The 22,182-nt window shown below is 73.2% G+C and carries 17 protein-coding genes; 1 reads left to right on the forward strand and 16 read right to left on the reverse strand.

All coding sequences use genetic code 11. The annotated features are described in order from the left end of the window. Nucleotides 1–78: 78 nt before the first annotated feature. The gene (locus tag ACIBTX_RS06410; protein WP_396832148.1) at nt 79–2,496 is read right to left on the reverse strand and encodes an ATP-binding protein; all 2,418 of its coding nucleotides are present in this window, start codon (nt 2,494–2,496) and stop codon (nt 79–81) included. Between the two features lie 309 nt (nt 2,497–2,805). Between ACIBTX_RS06410 and ACIBTX_RS06415 the strand changes: the two genes are divergently transcribed. After that, nucleotides 2,806–4,086 (forward strand): hypothetical protein, encoded by a 1,281-nt coding sequence (locus ACIBTX_RS06415; RefSeq protein WP_396832149.1) that lies wholly within the window; start codon nt 2,806–2,808, stop codon nt 4,084–4,086. 84 nt (nt 4,087–4,170) lie between these two features. Here ACIBTX_RS06415 and ACIBTX_RS06420 read toward each other — a convergent pair whose 3' ends face one another. From ACIBTX_RS06420 to pyrR, 15 genes are all read right to left on the reverse strand, one after another. Then, complete coding sequence (locus tag ACIBTX_RS06420; protein WP_357133425.1) at nt 4,171–5,154, reverse strand: AAA family ATPase; 984 nt, start codon at nt 5,152–5,154, stop codon at nt 4,171–4,173. Between the two features lie 147 nt (nt 5,155–5,301). Beyond that, complete coding sequence (locus ACIBTX_RS06425; protein ID WP_396832151.1) at nt 5,302–7,548, reverse strand: primosomal protein N'; 2,247 nt, start codon at nt 7,546–7,548, stop codon at nt 5,302–5,304. 59 nt (nt 7,549–7,607) lie between these two features. Further along, nucleotides 7,608–8,801, reverse strand: coding sequence for a methionine adenosyltransferase (gene metK, locus ACIBTX_RS06430; RefSeq protein WP_355624166.1), 1,194 nt, complete (start codon nt 8,799–8,801; stop codon nt 7,608–7,610). 87 nt (nt 8,802–8,888) lie between these two features. Beyond that, a complete protein-coding gene (coaBC, locus tag ACIBTX_RS06435; RefSeq protein WP_357133428.1) occupies nt 8,889–10,097 on the reverse strand; it encodes a bifunctional phosphopantothenoylcysteine decarboxylase/phosphopantothenate--cysteine ligase CoaBC in 1,209 nt (402 codons plus the stop codon). Between the two features lie 14 nt (nt 10,098–10,111). Next, the gene (gene rpoZ / locus ACIBTX_RS06440; RefSeq protein WP_074318577.1) at nt 10,112–10,375 is read right to left on the reverse strand and encodes a DNA-directed RNA polymerase subunit omega; all 264 of its coding nucleotides are present in this window, start codon (nt 10,373–10,375) and stop codon (nt 10,112–10,114) included. 64 nt (nt 10,376–10,439) lie between these two features. After that, the gene (locus tag ACIBTX_RS06445; RefSeq protein ID WP_357133430.1) at nt 10,440–10,973 is read right to left on the reverse strand and encodes a guanylate kinase; all 534 of its coding nucleotides are present in this window, start codon (nt 10,971–10,973) and stop codon (nt 10,440–10,442) included. A 25-nt stretch (nt 10,974–10,998) separates the two neighbouring features. Next, nucleotides 10,999–11,316, reverse strand: a complete 318-nt coding sequence (mihF, locus tag ACIBTX_RS06450; protein ID WP_007458370.1) for an integration host factor, actinobacterial type — start codon at nt 11,314–11,316, stop codon at nt 10,999–11,001. Between the two features lie 178 nt (nt 11,317–11,494). Beyond that, nucleotides 11,495–12,331: an orotidine-5'-phosphate decarboxylase gene (gene pyrF, locus ACIBTX_RS06455; protein ID WP_396832152.1), complete on the reverse strand. Its 837-nt coding sequence runs from the start codon at nt 12,329–12,331 to the stop codon at nt 11,495–11,497. A gap of 65 nt (nt 12,332–12,396) precedes the next feature. Then, nucleotides 12,397–13,671: an adenosylmethionine--8-amino-7-oxononanoate transaminase gene (locus ACIBTX_RS06460; RefSeq protein ID WP_396832153.1), complete on the reverse strand. Its 1,275-nt coding sequence runs from the start codon at nt 13,669–13,671 to the stop codon at nt 12,397–12,399. A gap of 118 nt (nt 13,672–13,789) precedes the next feature. After that, on the reverse strand, nt 13,790–14,836 hold the full coding sequence (locus tag ACIBTX_RS06465) for a quinone-dependent dihydroorotate dehydrogenase (protein ID WP_396832154.1): 1,047 nt from the start codon (nt 14,834–14,836) through the stop codon (nt 13,790–13,792). Beyond that, nucleotides 14,833–18,180, reverse strand: a complete 3,348-nt coding sequence (carB, locus tag ACIBTX_RS06470; protein WP_357133438.1) for a carbamoyl-phosphate synthase large subunit — start codon at nt 18,178–18,180, stop codon at nt 14,833–14,835. The genes ACIBTX_RS06465 and carB overlap by 4 nt, the downstream gene beginning before the upstream one ends. Next, entirely contained in the window at nt 18,173–19,324 is a 1,152-nt protein-coding gene (gene carA, locus ACIBTX_RS06475) for a glutamine-hydrolyzing carbamoyl-phosphate synthase small subunit (protein ID WP_357133440.1), read from the reverse strand. Before carA ends, carB begins: the two co-directional genes overlap by 8 nt. Continuing rightward, entirely contained in the window at nt 19,321–20,598 is a 1,278-nt protein-coding gene (locus ACIBTX_RS06480; RefSeq protein WP_355053079.1) for a dihydroorotase, read from the reverse strand. The genes carA and ACIBTX_RS06480 overlap by 4 nt, the downstream gene beginning before the upstream one ends. Beyond that, nucleotides 20,595–21,521 (reverse strand): aspartate carbamoyltransferase catalytic subunit, encoded by a 927-nt coding sequence (locus ACIBTX_RS06485; RefSeq protein WP_357133444.1) that lies wholly within the window; start codon nt 21,519–21,521, stop codon nt 20,595–20,597. Before ACIBTX_RS06485 ends, ACIBTX_RS06480 begins: the two co-directional genes overlap by 4 nt. After that, the gene (gene pyrR, locus ACIBTX_RS06490; protein WP_357133446.1) at nt 21,518–22,102 is read right to left on the reverse strand and encodes a bifunctional pyr operon transcriptional regulator/uracil phosphoribosyltransferase PyrR; all 585 of its coding nucleotides are present in this window, start codon (nt 22,100–22,102) and stop codon (nt 21,518–21,520) included. Before pyrR ends, ACIBTX_RS06485 begins: the two co-directional genes overlap by 4 nt. Between the last annotated feature and the right edge of the window lie 80 nt (nt 22,103–22,182).

The following is a 22,182-nucleotide window of genomic DNA, read 5'->3' on the forward strand; positions in this document are numbered from 1 at the left end:
GTCGGCCTCCCCGTCGATGCGTGGAAGGCTCCATCATCCCGGTGCCGCCGCCGGAAGGCATCCCCTGCCCGGCGCTCGTCAGCCCCCGGCGGTCGCCGCCGCGGCCAGCAGGGCACGGACCCGCTCGGCGTCGGGATGGCCGAGGTCGTCGAGGATGCGCAGGGCACGCCGCCAGGTCCGCACCGCGCCGACGGTGTCCCCCGCCGCCTGGCGGCTCTCGCCGAGCCGGGACAGGGTGTCCGCCTCGTCGTACCGGTCGCTGATCCGCCGGTAGAGCCGGAGCGCCCGCCCGTAACAAAGGATCGCCTCGGCGTGGTCGCCCAGGCGGGCGTGGATGAAGCCGAGGCTGTCCCAGGTGTTCGCCTCACCGTGCCGGTCGCCGGTGCGGCGCAGCAACGTCAGCGCCTGCCCGCAGTGCGTGAGCGCCGGGGCGTACTGCCCGAGCTGGGCGTGCGCCCAGCCGACCGCGTTGCGGGCGCTCGCCTCCCCGGCGAGGTGGCCGGCGTCGCGGTACAGCGCCAGCGCCCGCTGCCCGTGCTCCAGCGCCTCGGCGTGCCGGCCGAGGCCGTCGAGCATCGCGCCGAACGCCCGGTGGGTACGCGCCTGCCCGGTGTGGTCACCCAACGCCCCGAAGATCGCCAGGGCGTGCCGGTAGTTGCTCGCCGCCTCGTCCACCCGACCCAGCCGGGACAGCACCCGGGCGAGGTCCCGGTGGGCGTTCGCCTGCCCGAGTCGGTCGCCCGCCCGGCGGGCCCCGGCCAGGGCGGTCCGCTGGGCGGCGGCGAGGTCCGGCCACCGCCCCCGGCGTTGCAGGAAGTCCACCAGCGTCCACGCCAGCTGCCAGGCGTGGCTGTCGAACCCGACGCGCCGGGCGTGCGCGACGGCCGCCAGGAGCACCGGGTACTCGGTGGTGAACCAGGCGAGCGCCCGCCCGTGGTCGATGATCTCCTCGGGCCGCACACCGGGGGCGACCGGGGCCAGGGTGACCGGATCCCGGCCCGGTTGCAGCAGCAGCGCGGCCGCGTGGGCGGTGTGCAGGTAGTGGTCCAGTCCACGCCGGATCGCGGCCCGTCGGGCGCCGGCCGGTTCGAACCGCTCGGCCTGCTGGACGGCGTACGCCCGGAGCAGGTCGTGCGCGCCGAACCGACCGGGTGCGTGCTCGGTGACGAGGTGCGCGTGGGCCAGCTCCGCCAGCAGTCGGGGCGCCTGCTCGCGGGGCACCCCGGCCAGGCTGGCCGCCGCCGCCACGCCGATGTCCGGGCCCGGGTGGCAGCCGAACAGCCGGAACAGCCGCGCGGCCGGGGGCGTCAGGCTCCGGTAGGACCAGGAGAACACGGCCTGCACGTCGGTGCCGGCGTCACCGGCGTCGAACGATTCCAACGGGTGGGGCGCCTCGCGCAGCTCGGCCGCGAGGCTGGCCAGGGGGAAATCGGGATTTGCCGCGCCCCGCGCGGCGAGTACCGCCAGCGCCAGCGGCAACCGCGCGCACCGCTCGATGATCTCGTCCACCGCCCCTGGCTCGAGGGTCAGCCGGTCCGCGCCGAGCCGGCGGGCCAGCAGCTGCCACGCCTCGGCGGCGCTGAGCAGCTCCACGCCCACCGGCCGGGCGCCCTCGGCGGCGACCAGACCGGCCAGGCGGTTGCGGCTGGTGACCAGGACCAGGCAGGTCGCGCTGCCGGCCAGCAGCGGCCGGACCTGCTCGGCGTCGCGGGCATTGTCCAGCAGCACCAGCATCCGACGGCCGGCGAGCAGGCTGCGGTACAGGCCCACCTGCGCGCTCAGGTGGGTGGGGATCCGTTCGGGCGGCACCGCGAGGGCCTCGAGGAACCCCCGGACCGCCTCGACGGGCGTCACCACCGTGCCGGTGGCGTCGAATCCTCGCAGGTCGACGTAGAGCTGACCGTCCGGGAAGCGGTCGGCGACCCGATGCGCCCAGTGCACCGCCAGGGTGGTCTTGCCGACCCCGGCCGTACCGGACAGGGTCACCACCCCGGCGGGCGCCACGCCGCCGTCGTCGGCGGCGTCCGGGCTGGCCCAGGCGGTGTCGAGCTGCGCGAGCTGGGCGGTACGTCCGACGAATCCGGGCAGCGCCGGGGGCAGTTGACGGGGTACGGGGAGGCGGTTCGACGTCGCGGCGACCCGTGCGCCGCCGCCCTGGGGGCGCGCCGCCCCGGCGCCCGCCCGTACGTCGGTCGCGTGGTCGCCGGTCGGGCGTCGGCGTCGCTCCTCGATCCGGTCCCGCGCGGTGGCCAGCACACCCTGCTCGGCGGGGCTCGCGCCGAGCAATCGGATGAGCGCGTCGAACCGCTCCGGCGGGGGCAGGACGTTACCGGCGAAGTACTCCCCGATGATGCCGCGTGACCAGCCGGTCTTCGCCGCCAACTGCCGGTATGTCAGCCGGGTCTCGCCCTGCTGCCGTGCTTCGCGGCGGCGAAGTTGGCGCAGCAGACCGGCCAGATCCGGCAGGGTCTGCGCCGCGGCGGCACGGCGTGCCACGTCGCACCCCCCGGGCGACTCCTGGGCCCCGGCACGAACGCCGGGCGGAATCCACTGGTCGGACATGCGGCCCCCACCCCCTCCCGGTCACCCGGCGCCCCGGATGCCGACACGGGCAGGCTAGACGCGGCTACCAGCGGTGAGATAGGAGATCGCCGATGTCTGACAGTTCACATCGGACCTTTCGCCGTCCGGTGGTGTCCGACCGTGTCCAATCCCGTCCAGGATCGCCGTCCGGATCGGACGTCGCGTGCCACCGTCCCTGGTGCGGGCCCGGCCCGCGCCACGAACCCTGGGGAAGGGGTACAGATGATCCGTCCACACCCGAACGCCCGACGGTCCGCGTCGATGCTGCGTCGCATCGCCGTGGCTGCCTGCGGCCTCACGCTGCTCGTCACGGGCGTGACCGCCACGTCGGCCACCGCCGCGCCGAAGGGCAAGGCCACCACCACCGGATCGTTCGTCGACAGCACCGCGGTGCCAGGCGGCTTCGCCTCCTGGTCGGAGCTGCTCCAGTTGCAGCAGCGGATGAACACCGCCGCCGCCCAGATCACCAACGCCGCGCAGCGCAGCGCGAACTCCGGCTTCGCCGGCATCGTCGCCGATCCCGCCACCCGTCATCTCCAGGTCTACTGGAAGGGCGAGCCGCCGGCCCGACTGGTGGCCAACGCCCGGGCCACCGTCGCGACGACGGTGCTGCCCGCCGCGTACTCGCAGCGGGAGCTGATGGTCGCGGCCGACAAGCTGCGCGCCACGGCCGGCGACAAGATCACGACGGTGGGGCCGCGCGCCGACGGCGCCGGCCTGCTCGTCGGTACGCAGAGTGGGCTGCTCGGGGCGACGGCTCTCGCCGGCGTTCCGGTGACCGTCCAGACCGGCGTCGCCGCCGCTCCCGCCACCCGGTGGGACGACAGCCCGCCCTGGTGGGGTGGCGCCGCGTGGCGCAACACCTCCACCGGTGGCGGCTGCTCGACCGGCTTCGGCGTCTACCAGGGCGGGGTGTCGCGGGTACTCTCCGCCGCGCACTGCGCCAACCTCAACGTCGTGGCGGCCGACCCGACCGGGCAGACCATCGGCACCGTCATCAGCCGCAACGTCAGCAGCGACAGCCTGCTCATCGCGGGCAGCGGCGGCGGCCGGGTCTTCAACAACAGCACGGACGCGAACGGCGCGGTGGTCAGCGAGTTCAGCAACCAGGTGATCGGCGCGCAGGCCAGCCAGGTCGGCAACTGGGTGTGCAGCTCCGGCGCGTACTCCGGCACCCGGTGCTCGATCCAGGTGAAGGCCCGCAACCTGTGCATCAACGTGCGCAACTTCGGTACGGTCTGCGGTCAGGTGCAGGCCGAGAACACCGCCCACACCAACGCCGTCGGCCAGGGTGACAGCGGCGGCCCCGTGGAGATCGTGAACGCGGCGAACACCCTCCAGGTCTGGGCGACCGGCACCAACACCGCCATCGACGACACCAACACGACGACGGCGTGCACCGGCTACGTGACCGCCGGGCGGGTGTGCGCCTGGCGGTTCTACTACGAGGACATCTTCTCCGGCATGGCCGGCGTGGGCGCCTCCGGAGTCGTCCTGGGCTGACGCCTCCGCACGACCATCGTCCAACCCGACACCCGGGCCGGCGCGCGTCCCGCGCGCCGGTCCGGCGTCGCGCTCAGGCTGCGCCTAGGCGCCGACGCCCGTGTCCGCGGCGAGCACGGCGTCGCCGCGGAGCAGCGCCGGCTCCGGCAACGGCAGGTGGATCTTGTGGGCGGCCTCCCAGTCGTAGACCAGGCCCGGCCGCACCTGAGCGGCGAAGTAGTCCACGGCGCTCATCCCGCCGACCACCGGCTCGTCGACCTCGGCGACGAGCTGCGCCGGCACCAGGGAGAAGCCGTTCTGCAGGGCGGCGCTGAGCCGCCGGTGACCGTCGACGACGAAGAAGTACTCCCCCGTGAAGCCGATCTTGAGCGGCTCCAACGACTCGTCGCCGGCCTCGGCCACGTCGCCGACGAACTCGCTGTCCCAGAGGCCACGCAGGGTGGCGATGTCCTCGGTCGGGTAGACCCGCGCCGGATCCAGCAGCAGCAGCGGCGGGCCGTCGCGCAGCACCTCGGCGCCGAGCGTGCCCTCGTACGCGGCGACGATGTGCTCGACCACCTCGGCGGCGGAGGCCCGGGTGGTGTCACAGATCAGGTCGTAGTTGCGCAACCGCGCCTTGTCCACCCCGTAGCGGAGGATGAACCGGCTGCGCTCGCTGGCGCTGCGCTCGCGGAGCTTGGCCTTGGCCTCCTCGTGCGAGGCGTAGCTCTCCGCCGGGCCGGACGGGCGGGCCAGCACCCGGCGGGCCGCCTCACCCGGCTCGGTGATCATGTGCACCTTGAGCGCGTCGGTGAAGAAGTGCCAGGCCAGCCGCGAATCCATGATCAGGTGTTCGCCGGAGGCGGCGATGTCGCGCTGGAGCTGGTCGACGTACCCGTCGACGGCCTGGTCCAGCTCGGCGTGCAGGTTGAGTTGCAGGGCGGTCATCTGCCGCTGCTGCGCCATCTCCCGATAGAGATCACCCACGCTGACCCGGCGCATACCGAGCCGCTTGGCGATCTCCACCGACACCGTGCTCTTGCCGCTGCCGAGGTCGCCGTTGAAGACGATCGATTGTCGAACGGTCACGACTGGTCCACCCCTGATAACCGGCTTCCTGACATCATCGACAGCCCGAGCATGACGGGCGATGCTACCACCTCGTCACCAGCGTTCTGCCGGACGCGGTGTGCGGGCACCGGTCGCCGCGCCCGCCTGCCACCGCCCGCGAAACGGTCAGAACAGGCTCAACGGATCGACCTGGAGACGAACCGGCTCGGCGGCCTTGCGGGCGGCGCGCACCCCGGCAGCCGAGTGCAGAGCCTCGGCGAGCGCGGCGGCCCGTGCCCGGGGCACCCGCAGCAGCATCCGTTCGCGCCCTTCCTCGGCCGGCACGGGCCCGAGCACCTCGGCGTCGGCGGGCAACCGCGCCGCGTCGAGCAGGTCGGCCACCGCCTCGGCCGGGCCGGTGACGCTCGCCATCCGTACCGCCGGTGGGAAGCCCAGCTCGCGGCGCTCGGCCAGCTCCCGACCGGCGAACCAGGCGGCGTCCCAGCGCAGCAACGCCTGCACCGGGGCGAGCGCGCCGTCGGCGACGACCACCACGCGGCCGGCCGGCGCCGGGCGGGCCAGCGCCGCCGCGGCCAGCCAGCGGCGCAGCGCCTCCTCGCCGGCACGCAGGTCGGCCCGGGTCAGCAGGGCCCACGAGTCGAGCAGCAGCACCGCGCCGTAGCCGCCGGCCGCGACCGGTTCGGCACCGGGCGTGGCGACGACCAGGGCGGCCGTGCCGGGCACGTCGGTCAACACCTCCTCGCGCCCCGAGGTCCGCACCGGCACGTCGGGGAACGCCCGGCCCAGCTCCTCGGCGGTACGCCGGGCGCCGGTGACCGCCGCCCGCAGCCGCCGCCCGCCGCACTGGGGACAGGCGTACGCGGCGGCGACCCGGGCGCACCACCGGCAGGCGGGAGTGCCGCCGGCCGACGGCAGGGCCAGCGGGCCGGCGCAGTGCGCGCAGCGGGCCGGGGTGCGGCAGTCGGCGCAGGAGACCGAGGGCAGGTAGCCGCGGCGGGGTACCTGCACGAGCACCGGCAGGCCCGCCCGGAGCGCGTCGCGGGCGGCCGTCCAGGCCAGGCTGGGCAGCCGCGCGGTGGCCGCACCGGGATCACGGGCGAGCTGCGGATCGTCCCCGGTCGGCGCGATGGCCGGTATCCGCGCCCGCACCGTCGCCCGGTCGGCGACCACCTCCCGGGCCCAGCCGGTCTCCAGCAGCAACTGCGCCTCGGCCGTACGCGCGTACCCGCCGACCAGCGCTGCGGCCTCGCCGAGCCGCGCTCGGGTGAGCAGTACGTCGCGGGCGTGCGGATAGGGCGCGCGGGGTTCGGAGTGCAGGTCGTCCCCGTCGTCCCAGACGGCGACGAGCCCGAGCCGGCGCACCGGGGCGAACATCGCCGCCCGGGTGCCGATGACCACCGGCACCTGCCCGCGACGGGCGGCGAGGAACGCCCGGTAGCGCCGGGCCGGCCCGAGGGCGGCGGAGAGTGCGACGTGCCGCCCGGGGCCCAGCACGTCGGTCAGCGCCGCGTCGAGACGGTCGAGGTCGCGCGCGTCCGGCACGACGACCACCGCGCCGCGCCCACCGGCGACGGTGGCGGCCACGGCGTCGGCGTAGCGGGCGGCCCAGTCCTCGCCGGGCAGGGCCGACCAGACCGCACGGGCGGGCCGGCCGTCGGTGAGCGCCCGCAACAGCGCCGGCCCGGCCGGATAGTCCCGCCATCCCCTCGGGTCGACCGACTCCCCCGGTGCGGCGGAACCTTCCGGCACCCCGGACTCCCCGGGCACCGCCGGTCCACCAGGCACCGTCGGTCCGCCAGGCACCGCCGGTCCGCCAGGCACCGCCGGCCCGCCACGCACCGCCGGCCCGGCGGCATCATCGGACTCGGCCGGACCGTCGGCCACGGCTGTCGCGGCGGCATCACCGGACTCGGCGGTACCGTCTGGCACTGCCGTCACGGCCGCACCGCCGGACTCGGCCGCACCGCCGGGCGCAGCCGCACCGCCGGGCGCAGCCGCACCGCCGGGCGCAGCCGCACCGCCGGGCGCAGCCGCACCGCCGGGCGCGGCGGGCTCGGCGGGTTCGGGGGCCGGGGCTGGCAGGTCCGCGGGGGGCTCCTTCTCGACACGGGCGTGTCGGGGTGGCACGGCGAGCCGGAGGACGTCGGCGAGGTTGCCCGCGTACCGGTCGGCGACCGCGCGGGCCAGACGGGCGACCTCGGGGGTCAGCACCGGCTCGGGCGAGACGACCTTCTCCAGGTAGGCGAGGCGGCCGGTGTGCCCGGAGTCGTCCGCCCGGGACAGCAGCCAACCGTCGACCAACTGCCCCGCGAAACGCACCTTGACCCGGGTGCCGGGCACCGCCACGTCGTCCAGCTCGGCCGGCACGAGGTAGTCGAACGGGCGGTCCAGGTGCGCCAGCGGCACGTCCACGCAGACGCGCGCGACCGGCGACCCTGGTGCGGGTCGCCGGTCGCTACGCCTGGTGGCGGTCAGGCTCCTGCGGCCGACTTGAGGTCGGCGGCCCGGTCGGTGCTCTCCCAGGTCAGGTCCGGCAGCTCCCGGCCGAAGTGGCCGTACGCGGCGGTCTGCTGGTAGATCGGGCGGAGCAGGTTGAGGTCCCGGATGATCGCGGCCGGGCGCAGGTCGAACACCTCGGAGACGGCGCTCTCGATCGAGGCGACCGGCACGGTCTCGGTGCCGAACGTCTCGATGAACAGGCTCACCGGGTGCGCCTTGCCGATGGCGTAGGCGACCTGCGCCTCGCACCGCTCGGCGAGGCCGGCGGCGACCACGTTCTTGGCCACCCAGCGCATCGCGTACGCGGCCGACCGGTCCACCTTGGACGGGTCCTTGCCGGAGAACGCGCCGCCGCCGTGCCGGGCGTACCCGCCGTAGGTGTCAACGATGATCTTGCGGCCGGTCAGGCCGGCGTCACCCATCGGGCCGCCGATCTCGAACCGGCCGGTCGGGTTGACCAGCAGCCGGTAGCCGTCGGTGTCCAGGCCGAGGCTCTCCAGCTCGGGCGCGATGACGGAGTCGCGCACGTCGGGGGTGAGCAGCGACTCCAGCGAGATGTCCGCGGCGTGCTGGCTGGACACCACGACGGTGTTCAGCCGGACCGGGCGCAGCCCCTCGTACTCGATGGTGACCTGGGTCTTGCCGTCCGGCCGCAGGTACGGGATCGTGCCGTCCTTGCGCACCGCGGCGAGCCGACGCGCCAGCCGGTGCGCCAGCGCGATCGGCAGCGGCATCAACTCCGGCGTCTCCGAGCAGGCGAAACCGAACATCATGCCCTGGTCGCCCGCGCCCTGCGCGTCCAACGCGCTCTCCGACGCCCCGGTACGCAGCTCGAAGGCGTTGTCGACGCCCTGCGCGATGTCCTCGGACTGCGCGCCGATCGAGACGCTGACCCCGCAGGACGCGCCGTCGAAACCCTTCTTCGACGAGTCGTACCCGATGTCGAGGATGGTCCGGCGGACGATGGTGGGGATGTCGGCGTACGCCTTGGTGGTGACCTCGCCGGCGATGTGCACCTGGCCGGTGGTGATCATGGTCTCGACGGCAACCCGGCTGTGCGGGTCCTCGGCGAGCAGCGCGTCGAGGATGCCGTCGCTGATCTGGTCGGCGATCTTGTCCGGGTGGCCTTCCGTGACCGATTCGGACGTGAAGAGGCGGCGTGTCACGGCACTCCTAAGCGTGTGAGGTCGTTCCGCGGCAGTCTAGTCACCGCTGCGGCCGGTGTCGGGGTCGGTCGCGCCCTGTTCCACCCGTCAGGAGCGGTTGGCCAGCCGCGCCACGACGAGGTCCCACACGGTGTCGGCCACCGCCTCCTTGGCCTGCTCCGGCAGACGACTCACCGAGCCGTCCGCGCCGATGACCGTCACCGTGTTGGTGTCGGCGCCGAAGACCCGGTCCGGACCGACCTCGTTGACCACGATGAGGTCAGCCCGCTTCCGGGCCAGCTTCGCCCGGCCGTTGGCCTCCGCGTCGCCGGTCTCGGCGGCGAACACCACCAGCACCTGCCCCGGTCCCTTGCGCTGGCCGAGCTCCGCAGCGATGTCCGGATTGGTGACGAGCTCGATGGTGGGAGCGACACCGTCGTCCGACTTCTTGATTTTGCCAGGCGCGTACGTCGCCGGTCGGAAATCGGCCGGAGCCGCCGCCATCACGACCGCGTCGGCCTCGGTGGCGGCCTTCAGGGTCGCCTCGCGCAGCTCGGCGGTCGTGCCGACCCGGACCAGGTCGACCCCGGCGGGGTCGGCGAGCGAGACGTTGGCCGCGATCAGCGTGACCCGGGCACCGCGGGCGACCGCCGAACGCGCGAAGGCGTAGCCCTGTTTGCCCGAGGAGCGGTTGCCGAGAAAGCGGACCGGATCCAACGGCTCGCGGGTACCCCCGGCGGTGACGACCAGCCGGCGACCCGTCAGGTCCGCCGGGGCGGAGGCGCCCCGAGCGAGGACCTGGCGGGCGATCGCGAAGATCTCCGCCGGGTCGGGCAGGCGGCCCTTGCCGGTGTCGGCGCCGGTGAGCCGCCCGACGGCCGGCTCGATCACCCGGACGCCCCGGGAGCGCAGCGTGGCGACGTTGGCGACGGTGGCCGGGTGCTCCCACATCTCGGTGTGCATGGCCGGGGCCAGCACCACCGGGCAGCGGGCGGTCAGCAACGTGTTGGTCAGCAGGTCGTCGGCGAGCCCGTGGGCGGCCTTGGCGAGCAGGTCGGTGGTGGTCGGCGCGACCACCACCAGGTCGGCCTGCTTGCCGAGGCGGACGTGCGGCACCTCGTGCACGTCGGACCAGACGTCGTCGGCGACCGGCTGGCCGGAGAGCGCCGCCCAGGTCGGCGCGCCGACGAATCTCAGCGCCGACGCGGTCGGCACGACACGGACCCGGTGGCCCGACTCGGTGAAGAGTCGCAGCAGCTCACACGCCTTGTAGGCGGCGATGCCGCCGCCGACCCCGAGGACGATCGAGGCGGACATCGACGGGGACGCGCCTACGGCTGGTCGGTCGGCTCGGCGGTGAGCAGACCGCCGTTGATCTCGCGCATGGCGATGGAGAGCGGCTTTTCCTGCGGGGTGGTCTCGACGAGCGGGCCGACGTACTCCAGGAGGCCCTCACCGAGCTGGCTGTAGTAGGCGTTGACCTGGCGCGCGCGCTTGGCGGCGAAGATGACCAGCGCGTACTTCGACGTCGTCTTCTCGAGGAGCTCGTCGATCGGCGGGTTGGTGATGCCTTCGGGGTTGGCGATGGATCCCACGAATTAACCTCTGCGTCTTTCGAGCCGCGCGGACGCGGTGCTGAGTCCCGACGGCGGCCGGCCGTCAGCCACGCAGGCGCGACCAGGCCGGATCCGGATGAGTTGAACCGAGTAAGCCTACCAGCTCGTCCGCCACCCGATCGGTGAGGTCGTGCGTGAGGGTGTCCGCGAAGGCGGCCGCGGCGGCGGCGTCCGGCCGGCGTCCGGGCGGGATCAGCAGCACCAGACGCGCGTCGGGCAGTCGTTGCCGCACCAGCCGGGCCCCGGTCACGTCGAGCGGAAGCAGGACCGGCTGCCCGGCGTCGAGCCGGGCGCGCAGCGGCGGGTGCAGGGTCCCCCGGCGGTACGCGCCGATCCGGGACCACTCCAGCAGCTCGCCGCCGGCCACCCGGCGCTCGAACTCGGCCGGGGCGAGAAAGACCCGTTGTTCCCCGTCCACCTCCGGCTCCCGGCGCGGCCTGGTCGTTGCCGGCACCGGGATCCACACGGACGGGAAACGCGCCCGGACGAGCTCGACGACACTCTCCCTGCCGGAACCCGAAGGTCCAGCCAGGACAGTGAGCCGAGCCGCCGGGCGCGCCTCGTCATCCGTGCTCACTGCTTGTTTCTACACGCTGCCAGGTTCAGTTGGCGGCGAACTCTCCAAGCAGTGCCTTGCGCTGCTGCTCGCCGAGGCCGCGCAGACGACGGCTGTCGGCGATCTTGAGCTTCTCCATGATCTGGGTAGCCCGGATCTTGCCGATGCCCGGCATCGCCTGCAGGACAGCCGAAACCTTGAGCTTGCCGACGACATCGTCGCTCTCGGCGCGCTCGAGGACGGCGCCAAGGGTGGTCTTGCCCTGCTTGAGCTGCTCCTTCAGCTCGGCACGGGCCTTGCGGATCTCCGCGGCCTTCTCGAGCGCGGCAGCGCGCTGTTCGGGGGTCAGTGACGGGAGCGGCACCAGTTCTCCTCAGGTCCCTATCGCGGCGGGCGGGGCGCACCGCCGCATCTGTGAAACGTGGTGTCGCTGTGAACCAAGGGGTCCATGGTTCCCAGCGCGGGGAAAACTAGCGGTCGACGGAGCTTTCGGCAACGTGGGCGCGCGATGATCATCGCAAAGTGACCGAGCCGTCAGTCAGTCACCGGGCAGCCAGAACGGCCCGACACTCGACCAGCACGCGGTCCGCGGCGGCCCGCAGGGCGTCGCTGTCCGGTCCCGCCGACAGGACCTCACGGGAGTACGACGGGAGCACCGCGGCGAGGCTGGAGCCGAAGACGGTACGCAGATCGGCGGCGCCCGCACCCTGCGCGCCGAGCCCCGGAGCGAGCAGCGGCCCCCCGACGGTGGACAGGTCATGACCGGTGTCACCGATGGTGGCCCCGACCACCAGACCGAAGCTGCCGAGGGGGTCCGCACCGCTGTTGAGCTGGGAAATCTCGTCAATCACGGTCTGCGCCACGGTGCGCCCGTCGGCCGTGCGGGCCCGCTGCACGGCCGCGCCCTCGGGGTTCGAGGTGAGGGCCAGCACGAAGACCCCGCCGCCGTGTTTGGCGGCCAACTCGAACATCGGCGCCAACGAACCTACTCCCAGGTAGGGACTGGCCGTGACCGCGTCGACATACAGCGGGCTGGATGGATCCAGGTACGCGGAGGCGTACGCGCTGACCGTTGAGCCGATGTCGCCACGCTTGACGTCGAGCAGAACGAGCGATCCGGCTTCCCGTAACTGTCGGATAGTTGACTCAAGAATCGCCACACCGCGGGATCCGAATCGCTCGAAAAAGGCCGACTGAGGCTTGACAACCGCAACCCGGTCACCGAGCGCATCCACCACGGTTCGGGTGAACCGGTCCAGACCGTCGATGTCGTCGGCGAGGCCCCAGCGGGCCAGCAGGCCGGGATGCGGGTCGATGCCCACGCAGAGCGGTCCGCGCTCGGTGACGGCCCGGTGCAGCCGGGTGCCGAAGCTCTCCATCGGCGTACTTCCCCTCTTGTCGCCCGGGCGGCTGGCCGCCTCCCGGAATGCTTGTCGGTTCCCGCTCAGCCGGCCGCCACGGCCGCCGCCACCCCGGCCGCGATCCGGGCCAGGTCGGCGTCGTCCGTCACGTACGGCGGCATCGTGTAGATCAGGTCGCGGAAGGGCCGCAGCCAGACGCCACGGTCGGCGGCGGCCGTGGTGGCCGCGCCGAGGTCGACGTCGTGGTCGAGCTGGACCACGCCGATCGCCCCGAGCACCCGCACGTCGGCCACGCCCGCCACGGCGCGCAGCGGCTCCAGGCCGGCGCGCAGGCCCGCGCCGATCCGGGACACCTGTGCCGCCCAGTCGCCCGCCCGGAGCAGCCCGATGGAGGCGTTGGCGACCGCGCAGGCCAGCGGGTTGCCCATGAACGTCGGACCGTGCGCCAGGACGCCGTCAGCGGAGATCCCACGGGCGATCTCCGGGGTGCACAGCGCCGCGGCCAGGGTCAGGTAGCCGCCGGTGAGCGCCTTGCCCACGCACATCACGTCCGGGGACACCCCGGCGTGCTCGGCGGCGAACATCGTGCCGGTACGGCCGAACCCGGTCGCGATCTCGTCGAAGACCAGCAGCACCCCGTGCGCGCGGGTCACCTCGCGCAGCACCCGCAGGTAACCCGGATGGTGAAAGCGCATCCCACCCGCGCCCTGCACCACCGGTTCCACGATGACCGCGGCCAGTTCGTGGGCGTGCCGCTCGACGGCGTCCACCAACGCCGCCACGTACGCCTCGTCCGGCGGGTCGGCGAACCCGCCCGGCGGCACCGGGGCGAAGACCTGGCGGGGCAGCACGTCACCCCAGAGGTGGTGCATCCCGCCCTCGGGGTCGCAGACGCTCATCGGATGGAACGTGTCGCCGTGGTACCCGCCCCGCCAGGTGGCCAGCCGACGCCGCTCCGGCCGACCGACCGCCCGCTGGTACTGCAGGCACATCTTCACGGCCACCTCGACGCTGACCGATCCGGAGTCGGCCAGGAACACGTGCTCCAACCCGTCCGGGGCCAGCTCGACCAGCGTCCGCGCGAGCCGCACGGCGGGCTCGTGGGTGAGTCCGCCGAACATCACGTGGCTCATCCGCCCGAGCTGGTCGGTAACGGCCGCGTCCAGCACCGGGTGCCGGTAGCCGTGGACCGCCGCCCACCAGGACGACATCCCGTCCACCAACTCCCGGCCGTCGGCCAACCTCAGCCGTACCCCCTCGGCGCTGCGGACCACGAACGGCGCGTTCGCCGGCGGCAGCGTGGCGTACGGATGCCAGACGTGCGCCCGGTCGACGGCCAGAATCTCCTCGGGTGTCACGCGTACTCCTCGGGTGCCTGAAGCCGGCCGGACGACGGACGTCGCGCGGCCGGGTGGAACCGCTGCGCCGGCCCCGCCCCGTCCCCGTACCGCAGGGCGGGCACCGGGCCGGGGACACTCACCGGCCGGCGACCGGATCCGGCGTCGCCACCGTGGCGCTCGCGCGGGCCGCCGCCCGGACCAGGGCCGGGCCCCGGTAGATGAAGCCCGTGTAGAGCTGCACCAGGGCGGCGCCGGCATCGAACATCCGGGTGGCGTCGTCCGGGTCGAGCACGCCGCCGACCCCGACGATGGGCAGCCGGCCGCCGGTCTCGCGGTGCACGAAGGCCACCACGTCCCGGGCACGGCCGGTCAGCGGCCGACCGGACAGGCCGCCGGCCTGTGCGCCACGGTCGGTGTCCACGGCGGCGAGCCCGTCGCGGGCCAGGGTGGTGTTCGTGGCGATCACCCCGGCGGCGCCCCGGGCCAGGCAGACCTCCAACAACTCGGCGATCGCCGCCTCGGTCAGGTCCGGCGCGATCTTCACCAGCACCGGCTTCTCCCCCACCAGCGCGCCGAGCAGCGCGTCCAGGTGGGCACGGTCCTGCAACGACCGCAGACCCGGCGTGTTCGGCGACGACACGTTCACCGCGAAGTAGTCGCCGTGCCCACGCAGCGCCCGGTACGAGGCCAGGTAGTCCTCGACCGCCTCGTCGAGCGGAGTCACCTTGGACTTGCCCAGCGAGATGCCCAACGGCACCCCGAGTGGACGGGGCAACGCCGCCAGCCGGGTGGCCAACGCCGCGGCGCCGGCGTTGTTGAAGCCCATCCGGTTGACCACCGCCTCGCTGGCCGGCAGCCGGAACAGCCGGGGCCGCGGATTGCCCGGCTGGGCGTGCGCGGTGACCGTGCCGACCTCCACGAAGCCGAACCCCAGCGCCGGCCAGGCCGGCAGCGCGGCGCCGTCCTTGTCCATGCCGGCAGCCAGCCCGACCGGGTTGGGGAACCGCACGCCGAAGACCGTGCGCGGCGCCTCGACGGCGTACCGGGCCCGCAGCGCGGCCAGGACGGCGGGACGCCGTGACAGTGCGGCCAACCGCCGCAGCGTCCACTCGTGCGCCGTCTCGGCGTCCCCGCCGCCGAGCCGGAACAACCCGGGCCGGACGACCCGCTCGAACAGCGTCACTGCGCCGCCCGCAGGGTGGCGTGCAGATCCTGCAACGGTCGCACCCGCATGTCGCCCCGGATACGTGCCTCGATCCCCATCACCGCCGCGGCGGCGCCGGGGACCGTGGTGATGCAGGGGATGTCGGTGGTGACGGCGGCGCTGCGGATCTCGTAACCGTCGGAGCGGGCACTCGCGCCCGAGCCCTGCGGCGTGTTGATCACCAGCGCCACGTGGCCGCCGAGGATCAGCGACACGGCGTCGTCGCCCTCGCCGGCCTGGTAGTGCTTGCGGATCTGCTCGCATGCGATGCCGTGCCGGCGCAGCACCTCGGCGGTACCGGCCGTCGCCACGATCTCGAAGCCCAGGTCGGCCAACCGCTTGATCGGGAAGATCATGCCGCGCTTGTCCCGGTTGGCCACCGACACGAAGATCTTCCCGGCGGTCGGCAACGACCCGTACGCAGCCGACTGGCTCTTGGCGAAGGCGTGCCCGAAGTTGGTGTCGATGCCCATCACCTCACCCGTCGACTTCATCTCCGGGCCGAGCAGCGAGTCGATCCCCTTGCCGGCGCGGGTACGGAAGCGCTTGAACGGCAGGACCGCCTCCTTGACCGCGATCGGCGCGTCGGCGGGCATCGTCCCACCATCCCCCGTCGCCGGGAGCAGACCCTCGGCACGCAGCTCGGCGATGGTCGCGCCCAGCGCGATCCGGGCCGCCGCCTTGGCCAGCGGCACCGCCGTCGCCTTCGAGACGAACGGAACCGTCCGCGACGCGCGCGGGTTCGCCTCCAGCACGTAGAGCACGTCGTCCTTGAGCGCGTACTGCACGTTGAGCAGACCACGCACGCCGACACCCCGGGCGATGGCCTCGGTGTACCGGCGGACCTCGGCCAGGTGCGAGCCCGCCAGGGTGATCGGCGGCAACGCGCAGGACGAGTCTCCGGAGTGGATCCCGGCCTCTTCGATGTGCTCCATCACGCCGCCGACGTAGACCTCGCCGTCGGCGTCGCACAGGGCGTCCACGTCGATCTCGATGGCGTCGTCGAGGAACCGGTCCACCAGCACCGGGTGGTCGCCGGAGATGTCGGTGGCCCGGCCGATGTAGTCACGCAGCGTCGGGTCGTCGTACACGATCTCCATGCCACGCCCACCGAGCACGTAGGACGGACGGACCAGCACCGGGTAGCCGATCTCGTCGGCGATCGTCTTGGCCTCGTCGTACGAGGTGGCCATGCCGTGTGCCGGCGCGCGCAGCCCGGCGCGGGCCAGGACGGCGCCGAACGCGCCCCGCTCCTCGGCCAGGTGAATCGACTCCGGCGAGGTGCCGACCACCGGCACGCCCGCGTCCTTGAGCCGCTGCGCCAACCCCAGCGGGGTCTGCCCGCCGAGCTGCACGACCACACCGACCACGCCCGGGCCGCCGGCCGCGCGGCCGGAGGAGTCCTCCGCGTGCCAGGCCTCCAGGACGTCCTCGAAGGTCAGCGGCTCGAAGTAGAGCCGGTCGGCGGTGTCGTAGTCGGTCGACACCGTCTCCGGGTTGCAGTTGACCATCACGGTCTCGTAGCCGGCCGCCCGCAGCGCCTGCACGGCGTGCACGCACGAGTAGTCGAACTCGATGCCCTGCCCGATCCGGTTCGGGCCGGAGCCCAGGATCAGCACCTTCGGCCGGTCCGACGGCACGACCTCGGTCTCGGAGTCGTACGACGAGTAGTGGTAGGGCGTGCTGGCCTCGAACTCGGCCGCGCAGGTGTCGACGGTCTTGTAGACCGGGCGGACGTCGAGGCGGTGCCGCAGGGCGCGTACGCCGTCCTCGGCCGCCAGCTCCGGACGCAGCGCGGCGAGCTGCCGGTCGGAGAGCCCGGCCCGCTTGGCACGGCGCAGCAGCTCGGCGTCGAGCACCGGCGCGTCGACGATCTCGGTCCGCAGCTCGATCAGCGCCGCGATCTGGTCCAGGAACCAGGGGTCGATCCCGCCGGACGCCTCGCTCACCTCGCTGATCGACGCGCCGAGACGCAGCGCCCGCTCGACGGTGTAGAGCCGGCCGTCGTGCGGCACGCGCAGCGCGGCGAGGGTGTCCGCCAGGGTGACGCCCGCCGGGTCCGGAGTGGTCCAGAAGCCGACCGCCTTGGTTTCCATCGACCGCATGGCCTTGTTCAGCGCCTCGCTGAAGTTGCGCCCGAGACTCATGGCCTCGCCCACCGACTTCATGGTGGTGGTCAGCTCCGGGTCCGCGCCGGGGAACTTCTCGAACGCGAACCGGGGGATCTTCACCACCACGTAGTCCAGGGTCGGCTCGAACGCCGCCGGGGTCTTCAACGTGATGTCGTTGGGGATCTCGTCGAGCGTGTAGCCGATGGCCAGCTTCGCGGCGATCTTCGCGATCGGGAAGCCGGTCGCCTTGGAGGCCAGCGCCGAGGAGCGCGACACCCGGGGGTTCATCTCGATCACCACGATCCGGCCGTCGACCGGGTTGACCGCGAACTGGATGTTGCAGCCGCCGGTGTCCACCCCGACCTCGCGCAGCACGGCGATGCCCAGGTCACGAAGGTGCTGGTACTCCCGGTCGGTGAGCGTCATGGCCGGGGCCACGGTCACGCTGTCGCCGGTGTGCACGCCCATCGGGTCGATGTTCTCGATGGAGCAGACCACCACCACGTTGTCGTGCCGGTCGCGCATCAGCTCAAGCTCGTATTCCTTCCAGCCGAGCACGCTCTCCTCGATCAGGACCTCGTGCACCGGGCTGGCCGCCAGGCCGTCGCCGGCGATGCGGGCCAGGTCCTGGGGGGTGTGCGCCATGCCGGAGCCCAGGCCGCCCATGGTGAACGACGGCCGGATCACCACCGGCAGGCCCAGCTCGGCGACGGTCGCCTCGACCTCGTCCATCGAGTGGCACACCCGCGAGCGCGGCACCAGCGCGGCCGGGTCCTCGACGCCGAGGCGTACGCCGGCCTTCGCGACGATCTCCTTGAAGAGCTGGCGGTCCTCACCCCGGTTGATGGCGTCGATGTTCGCGCCGATCAACTCGACGCCGTACTTCTCCAGGATGCCGGCCTCGTGCAGGGCGACTGCCGTGTTCAGCGCGGTCTGCCCGCCGAGGGTCGCCAGGATCGCGTCCGGGCGCTCCTTGGCGATGACCAGCTCGACGAACTCCGGGGTGATCGGCTCGACGTAGGTCGCGTCGGCGAACTCCGGGTCGGTCATGATCGTGGCCGGGTTGGAGTTGACCAGGCTGACCCGGATCCCCTCGCTGCGCAGCACCCGGCACGCCTGGGTTCCGGAGTAGTCGAACTCGCAGGCCTGCCCGATGACGATCGGCCCGGAGCCGATGACGAGGATGTGCTTGAGGTCGGTCCGCTTAGGCATTCTTCCCGCCTTCGATCAGCTCGGCGAAACGGTCGAAGAGGTAGTCCGCGTCGTGTGGACCGGCCGCCGCCTCCGGGTGGTACTGGACGGTGAAGGCGGGCACGTCCACGGCCCGCAGCCCTTCGACCACGTTGTCGTTGAGGCAGACGTGCGACACCCGCACGCCACCGAAGTCGGTGTCGATCACCTGGTCGGGGACGACCGCGCCGGCACCCACCCCCGCGCCCGGCACCTCGACCGCGAAGCCGTGGTTGTGGCTGGTCACCTCGACCTTGCCGGTGGCCCGGTCGAGCACCGGCTGGTTGATTCCCCGGTGGCCGTAGCCCAGCTTGTAGGTGCCGAAACCGAGCGCCCGACCGAGGATCTGGCTGCCGAAGCAGATGCCGAACAGTGGCACCTGCCGCCGCAGCGCCTCCCGGGCCACCGCCACCGGACCGTAGGCCGTGGCCGGGTCGCCGGGTCCGGGCGACAGGAAGATCGCGTCGGCGCCGGTGGCGAGCAGGTCCTCGATGCTCGACGAGGCCGGCAGCACGTGGGTCCTCACCCCGCGCGCGGCGAGCCGGCGCGGCACGTTGCGCTTGATGCCCAGGTCGAGCGCGGCCACCGTGAACCGGTGCTCGCCGATCGCGTCGACGACGTACGGCTCGGGAGTGGTCACCTCGGTGGACAGGTCCGCGCCGACCATCTGCGGTGACTGCCGGACCCGGGCCAGCAGGCTCTGCGGGTCCTTCTCGACGCTGGAGATGCCCACCCGCATGGCGCCCCGATCGCGCAGGTGCCGGGTCAGCGCCCGGGTGTCCACCCCGCTGATGCCCACCACGCCCTCGGTGGCGAGGCGGTCCTCGAGACCGCCGGTGGCCCGCCAGTTCGAGCCGATCCGGGCCGGGTCGCGGACCACGTACCCGGCCACCCAGATCCGGCCGGACTCGTCGTCCTCGCCGTTGACGCCGGTGTTGCCGATGTGCGGGGCGGTCTGCACGACCACCTGACGGTGGTAGGACGGGTCGGTCAGCGTCTCCTGGTAGCCGGTCATGCCGGTGGTGAAGACCGCCTCGCCGAAGGTCTCCCCGACACTGCCGTACGCCTCACCGGGGAACGTGCGCCCGTCCTCGAGCACGAGAATCGCGGAACGTCTACGCGTCACTTGATTGCCTTTCCGTCCAGGACCGTCGGCTCGCCGCGCAGGAAGGTCGCCACGATGCGACCCGGCAGCGTCATGCGGGCGTACGGGGTGTTGCGACTGCGGCTGGCCAGCTCCGCCGGCTCGATGGTGCGGCGGGCGGCCGGGTCGACCAGGGTCAGGGTGGCCGGGGCGCCGGGCGCCGGGTCGACGCCGTGCCCGGTCAGTCCCGCGATCCGGGCGGGAACGCGGGACATCCGCTCGGCGATCAGGTCCCACTCGGGACCGAGCACGTCCAGCGCGATGGACAGCGCCGTCTCCAGGCCGAGCATCCCCGGCCGGGCGTACGCCCACTCGCACTCCTTGTCCTCCACGGCGTGCGGGGCGTGGTCGGTGGCGATGATGTCGATCACGCCGTCGGCGAGCGCGGCGCGCAGCGCGGCGACGTCGGCGGCCGTACGCAACGGCGGGTTGACCTTGAAGACCGGGTCGTAGCTCTCCGCACGCTCGTCGGTGAGCAGCAGGTGGTGCGGGGTGACCTCGGCGGTGACGCGCACCCCGCGGGCCTTGGCCTGGCGTAGCACCTCGACGCTGCCGGCGGTGGAGACGTGGCAGACGTGCAGTCGGCTGCCCACGTGCTCGGCGAGCAGCACGTCCCGGGCGATGATCGCCTCCTCGGCGACCGCCGGCCAGCCGATCAGCCCGAGCCGGGTGGAGACCTCACCCTCGTGCATCTGGGCGCCCTCGGTGAGGCGGGGCTCCTCGGCGTGCTGGGCGATGATCCCGTCGAACGCCTTGACGTACTCCAGGGCCCGGCGCATCAGCAACGGATCGGCGACGCAGTGCCCGTCGTCGGAGAAGATCCGTACCCGGGCGGCGGAGTCGGCCATCGCCCCCAACTCGGCGAGGCGCTCGCCGGCCAACCCGACGGTGACCGCCCCGATCGGCTGCACGTCGACCATCCCGGCCTCCCGGCCGAGCCGCCAGACCTGCTCGACCACCCCGGCGGTGTCCGCGACCGGCGACGTGTTGGCCATCGCGCAGACCGCCGTGTAACCGCCCAGCGCCGCCGCGCGGGACCCGGACTCGACGGTCTCGGCGTCCTCCCGGCCGGGCTCGCGCAGGTGGGTGTGCAGGTCGACCAGGCCGGGCAGGGCCACCAGGCCGGTTCCGTCGATGACGGTGGCGTCCGGCGCGGACAGCCCCGGACCGACCTCGGCGACGACGCCGTCGCGGATCAGCAGGTCGGTCGGCGCGGCGCCGACGATGCTCACGCTGGTGATGAGGTACGCGGTCACCGGTTGTTCCCTCCGAGCAGCAGGTACAGAACAGCCATCCGGACGGAGACCCCGTTGGTGACCTGTTCGACGATGGTGGAGCGGGGTGAGTCGGCGACCTCGGGGGTGATCTCCATCCCGCGGTTCATCGGACCGGGGTGCATGACGATCGCGTGCTCGGGCAGGCGACGCATCCGGGGACCGTCCAGCCCGTAGCGGCGGGCGTACTCGCGGGCGGAGGGGAAGTAGGAGTCCCGCATCCGCTCCCGCTGCACCCGCAGCATCATCACCGCGTCCACGTTCGGCAGCACCGCGTCGAGGTCGTACGACACGTCGATGCCCGGGGCGAGCGCTCCGGCGATGTCGACGGGGATGAGGGTGGGCGGGCCGACCAGGGTGACCTTCGCGCCGAGGGTCGACAAAAGCAGCACGTTGGAGCGGGCCACCCGGGAGTGCAGCACGTCCCCGACCACCGCGACCGACAGGCCGGCGAGCCGGCCCAGCCGGGCCCGCATCGTGTACGCGTCGAGCAGCGCCTGGGTCGGGTGCTCGTGGGTGCCGTCGCCGGCGTTCACGACCGACCCGTCCACCCAGTTGGCCAGCCGGTGCGGGGCGCCCGAGGCGGGGTGTCGTACGACGACCGCGTCCGCGCCCATCGCCTGCAGGGTCAGCGCGGTGTCCTTCAGGCTCTCGCCCTTGGCGACGCTGGACCCCTTGGCGGAAAAGTTGATCACATCGGCGCTCAGTCGCTTCGCCGCCGCCTCGAACGAGATCCGGGTCCGGGTGGAGTCCTCGTAGAAGAGGTTCACCACCGTCCGGCCGCGCAGCGCGGGCAGCTTCTTGATCTCCCGGCCGGCGACGGTGGCCATCTCGGCAGCGGTGTCCAGGATCTCGGTGGCGGTGGCGGCGTCCAGGTCCGCGCCGGAGAGCAGGTGCTTGATCATGAGTGGGCTCCCCCGTAGAGCTTGACCTCGTCCGTTCCGTCGGTCTCGGCCAGCGTCACCTTGACGCTCTCGGCGAGCGCGGTGGGGATGTTCTTGCCGACGTAGTCGGCCCGGATCGGCAGCTCGCGGTGGCCGCGGTCGACAAGCACGGCCAGTTGCACGGACGCCGGGCGGCCGACGTCGTTGAGCGCGTCGAGCGCGGCCCGCACGGTGCGGCCGGAGAAGAGCACGTCGTCGACGAGGATCACCCGCTTACCGTCGATGCCGCCGCTGGGCACCTGGGTCGGGCCGATCGCGCGGGTGGCGTGCCGGCGCAGGTCGTCGCGGTAGAGCGTGATGTCGAGCACACCGACCGGGACGACGACGTCCTCGAAGGTGCTGATCCGGGCGGCGAGCCGCCGCGCGAGGGGGACGCCGCGGGTGGGAATCCCGAGCAGCACGGTGTCGGCCGCGCCCTGGGTCTTCTCCAGGATCTGGTGGGCGATGCGGTCGACCACCCGCTGCACGTCGGCGCTGGCGAGGATCACCTTCACCGAGGGTTGTCGCGGTGGTGACGGGCGGGCAGCCGGTGGGGACGCCACGGCGGACCTCCTTCCCCGCCTCACGGGACGGGTCGTTAAAGGATGTCGGGCACCTCCGACCGGGGAGCGCGAGCTGCCCT

Origin of the sequence: Micromonospora sp. NPDC049359 (assembly GCF_044466585.1) — a bacterium.
In the GTDB taxonomy this organism is placed as follows: domain Bacteria; phylum Actinomycetota; class Actinomycetes; order Mycobacteriales; family Micromonosporaceae; genus Micromonospora.

Excerpts from the sequence above, each read along its gene's own strand:
- pyrF (WP_396832152.1), bottom strand. The coding sequence starts at position 12,331 with ATGGAGAGCTTCGGCACCCGGCTGCACCGGGCCGTCACCGAGCGCGGA.
- ACIBTX_RS06415 (WP_396832149.1), top strand. The coding sequence starts at position 2,806 with ATGATCCGTCCACACCCGAACGCCCGACGGTCCGCGTCGATGCTGCGT.
- carB (WP_357133438.1), bottom strand. The coding sequence starts at position 18,180 with ATGCCTAAGCGGACCGACCTCAAGCACATCCTCGTCATCGGCTCCGGG.
- coaBC (WP_357133428.1), bottom strand. The coding sequence starts at position 10,097 with ATGTCCGCCTCGATCGTCCTCGGGGTCGGCGGCGGCATCGCCGCCTAC.
- ACIBTX_RS06485 (WP_357133444.1), bottom strand. The coding sequence starts at position 21,521 with ATGATCAAGCACCTGCTCTCCGGCGCGGACCTGGACGCCGCCACCGCC.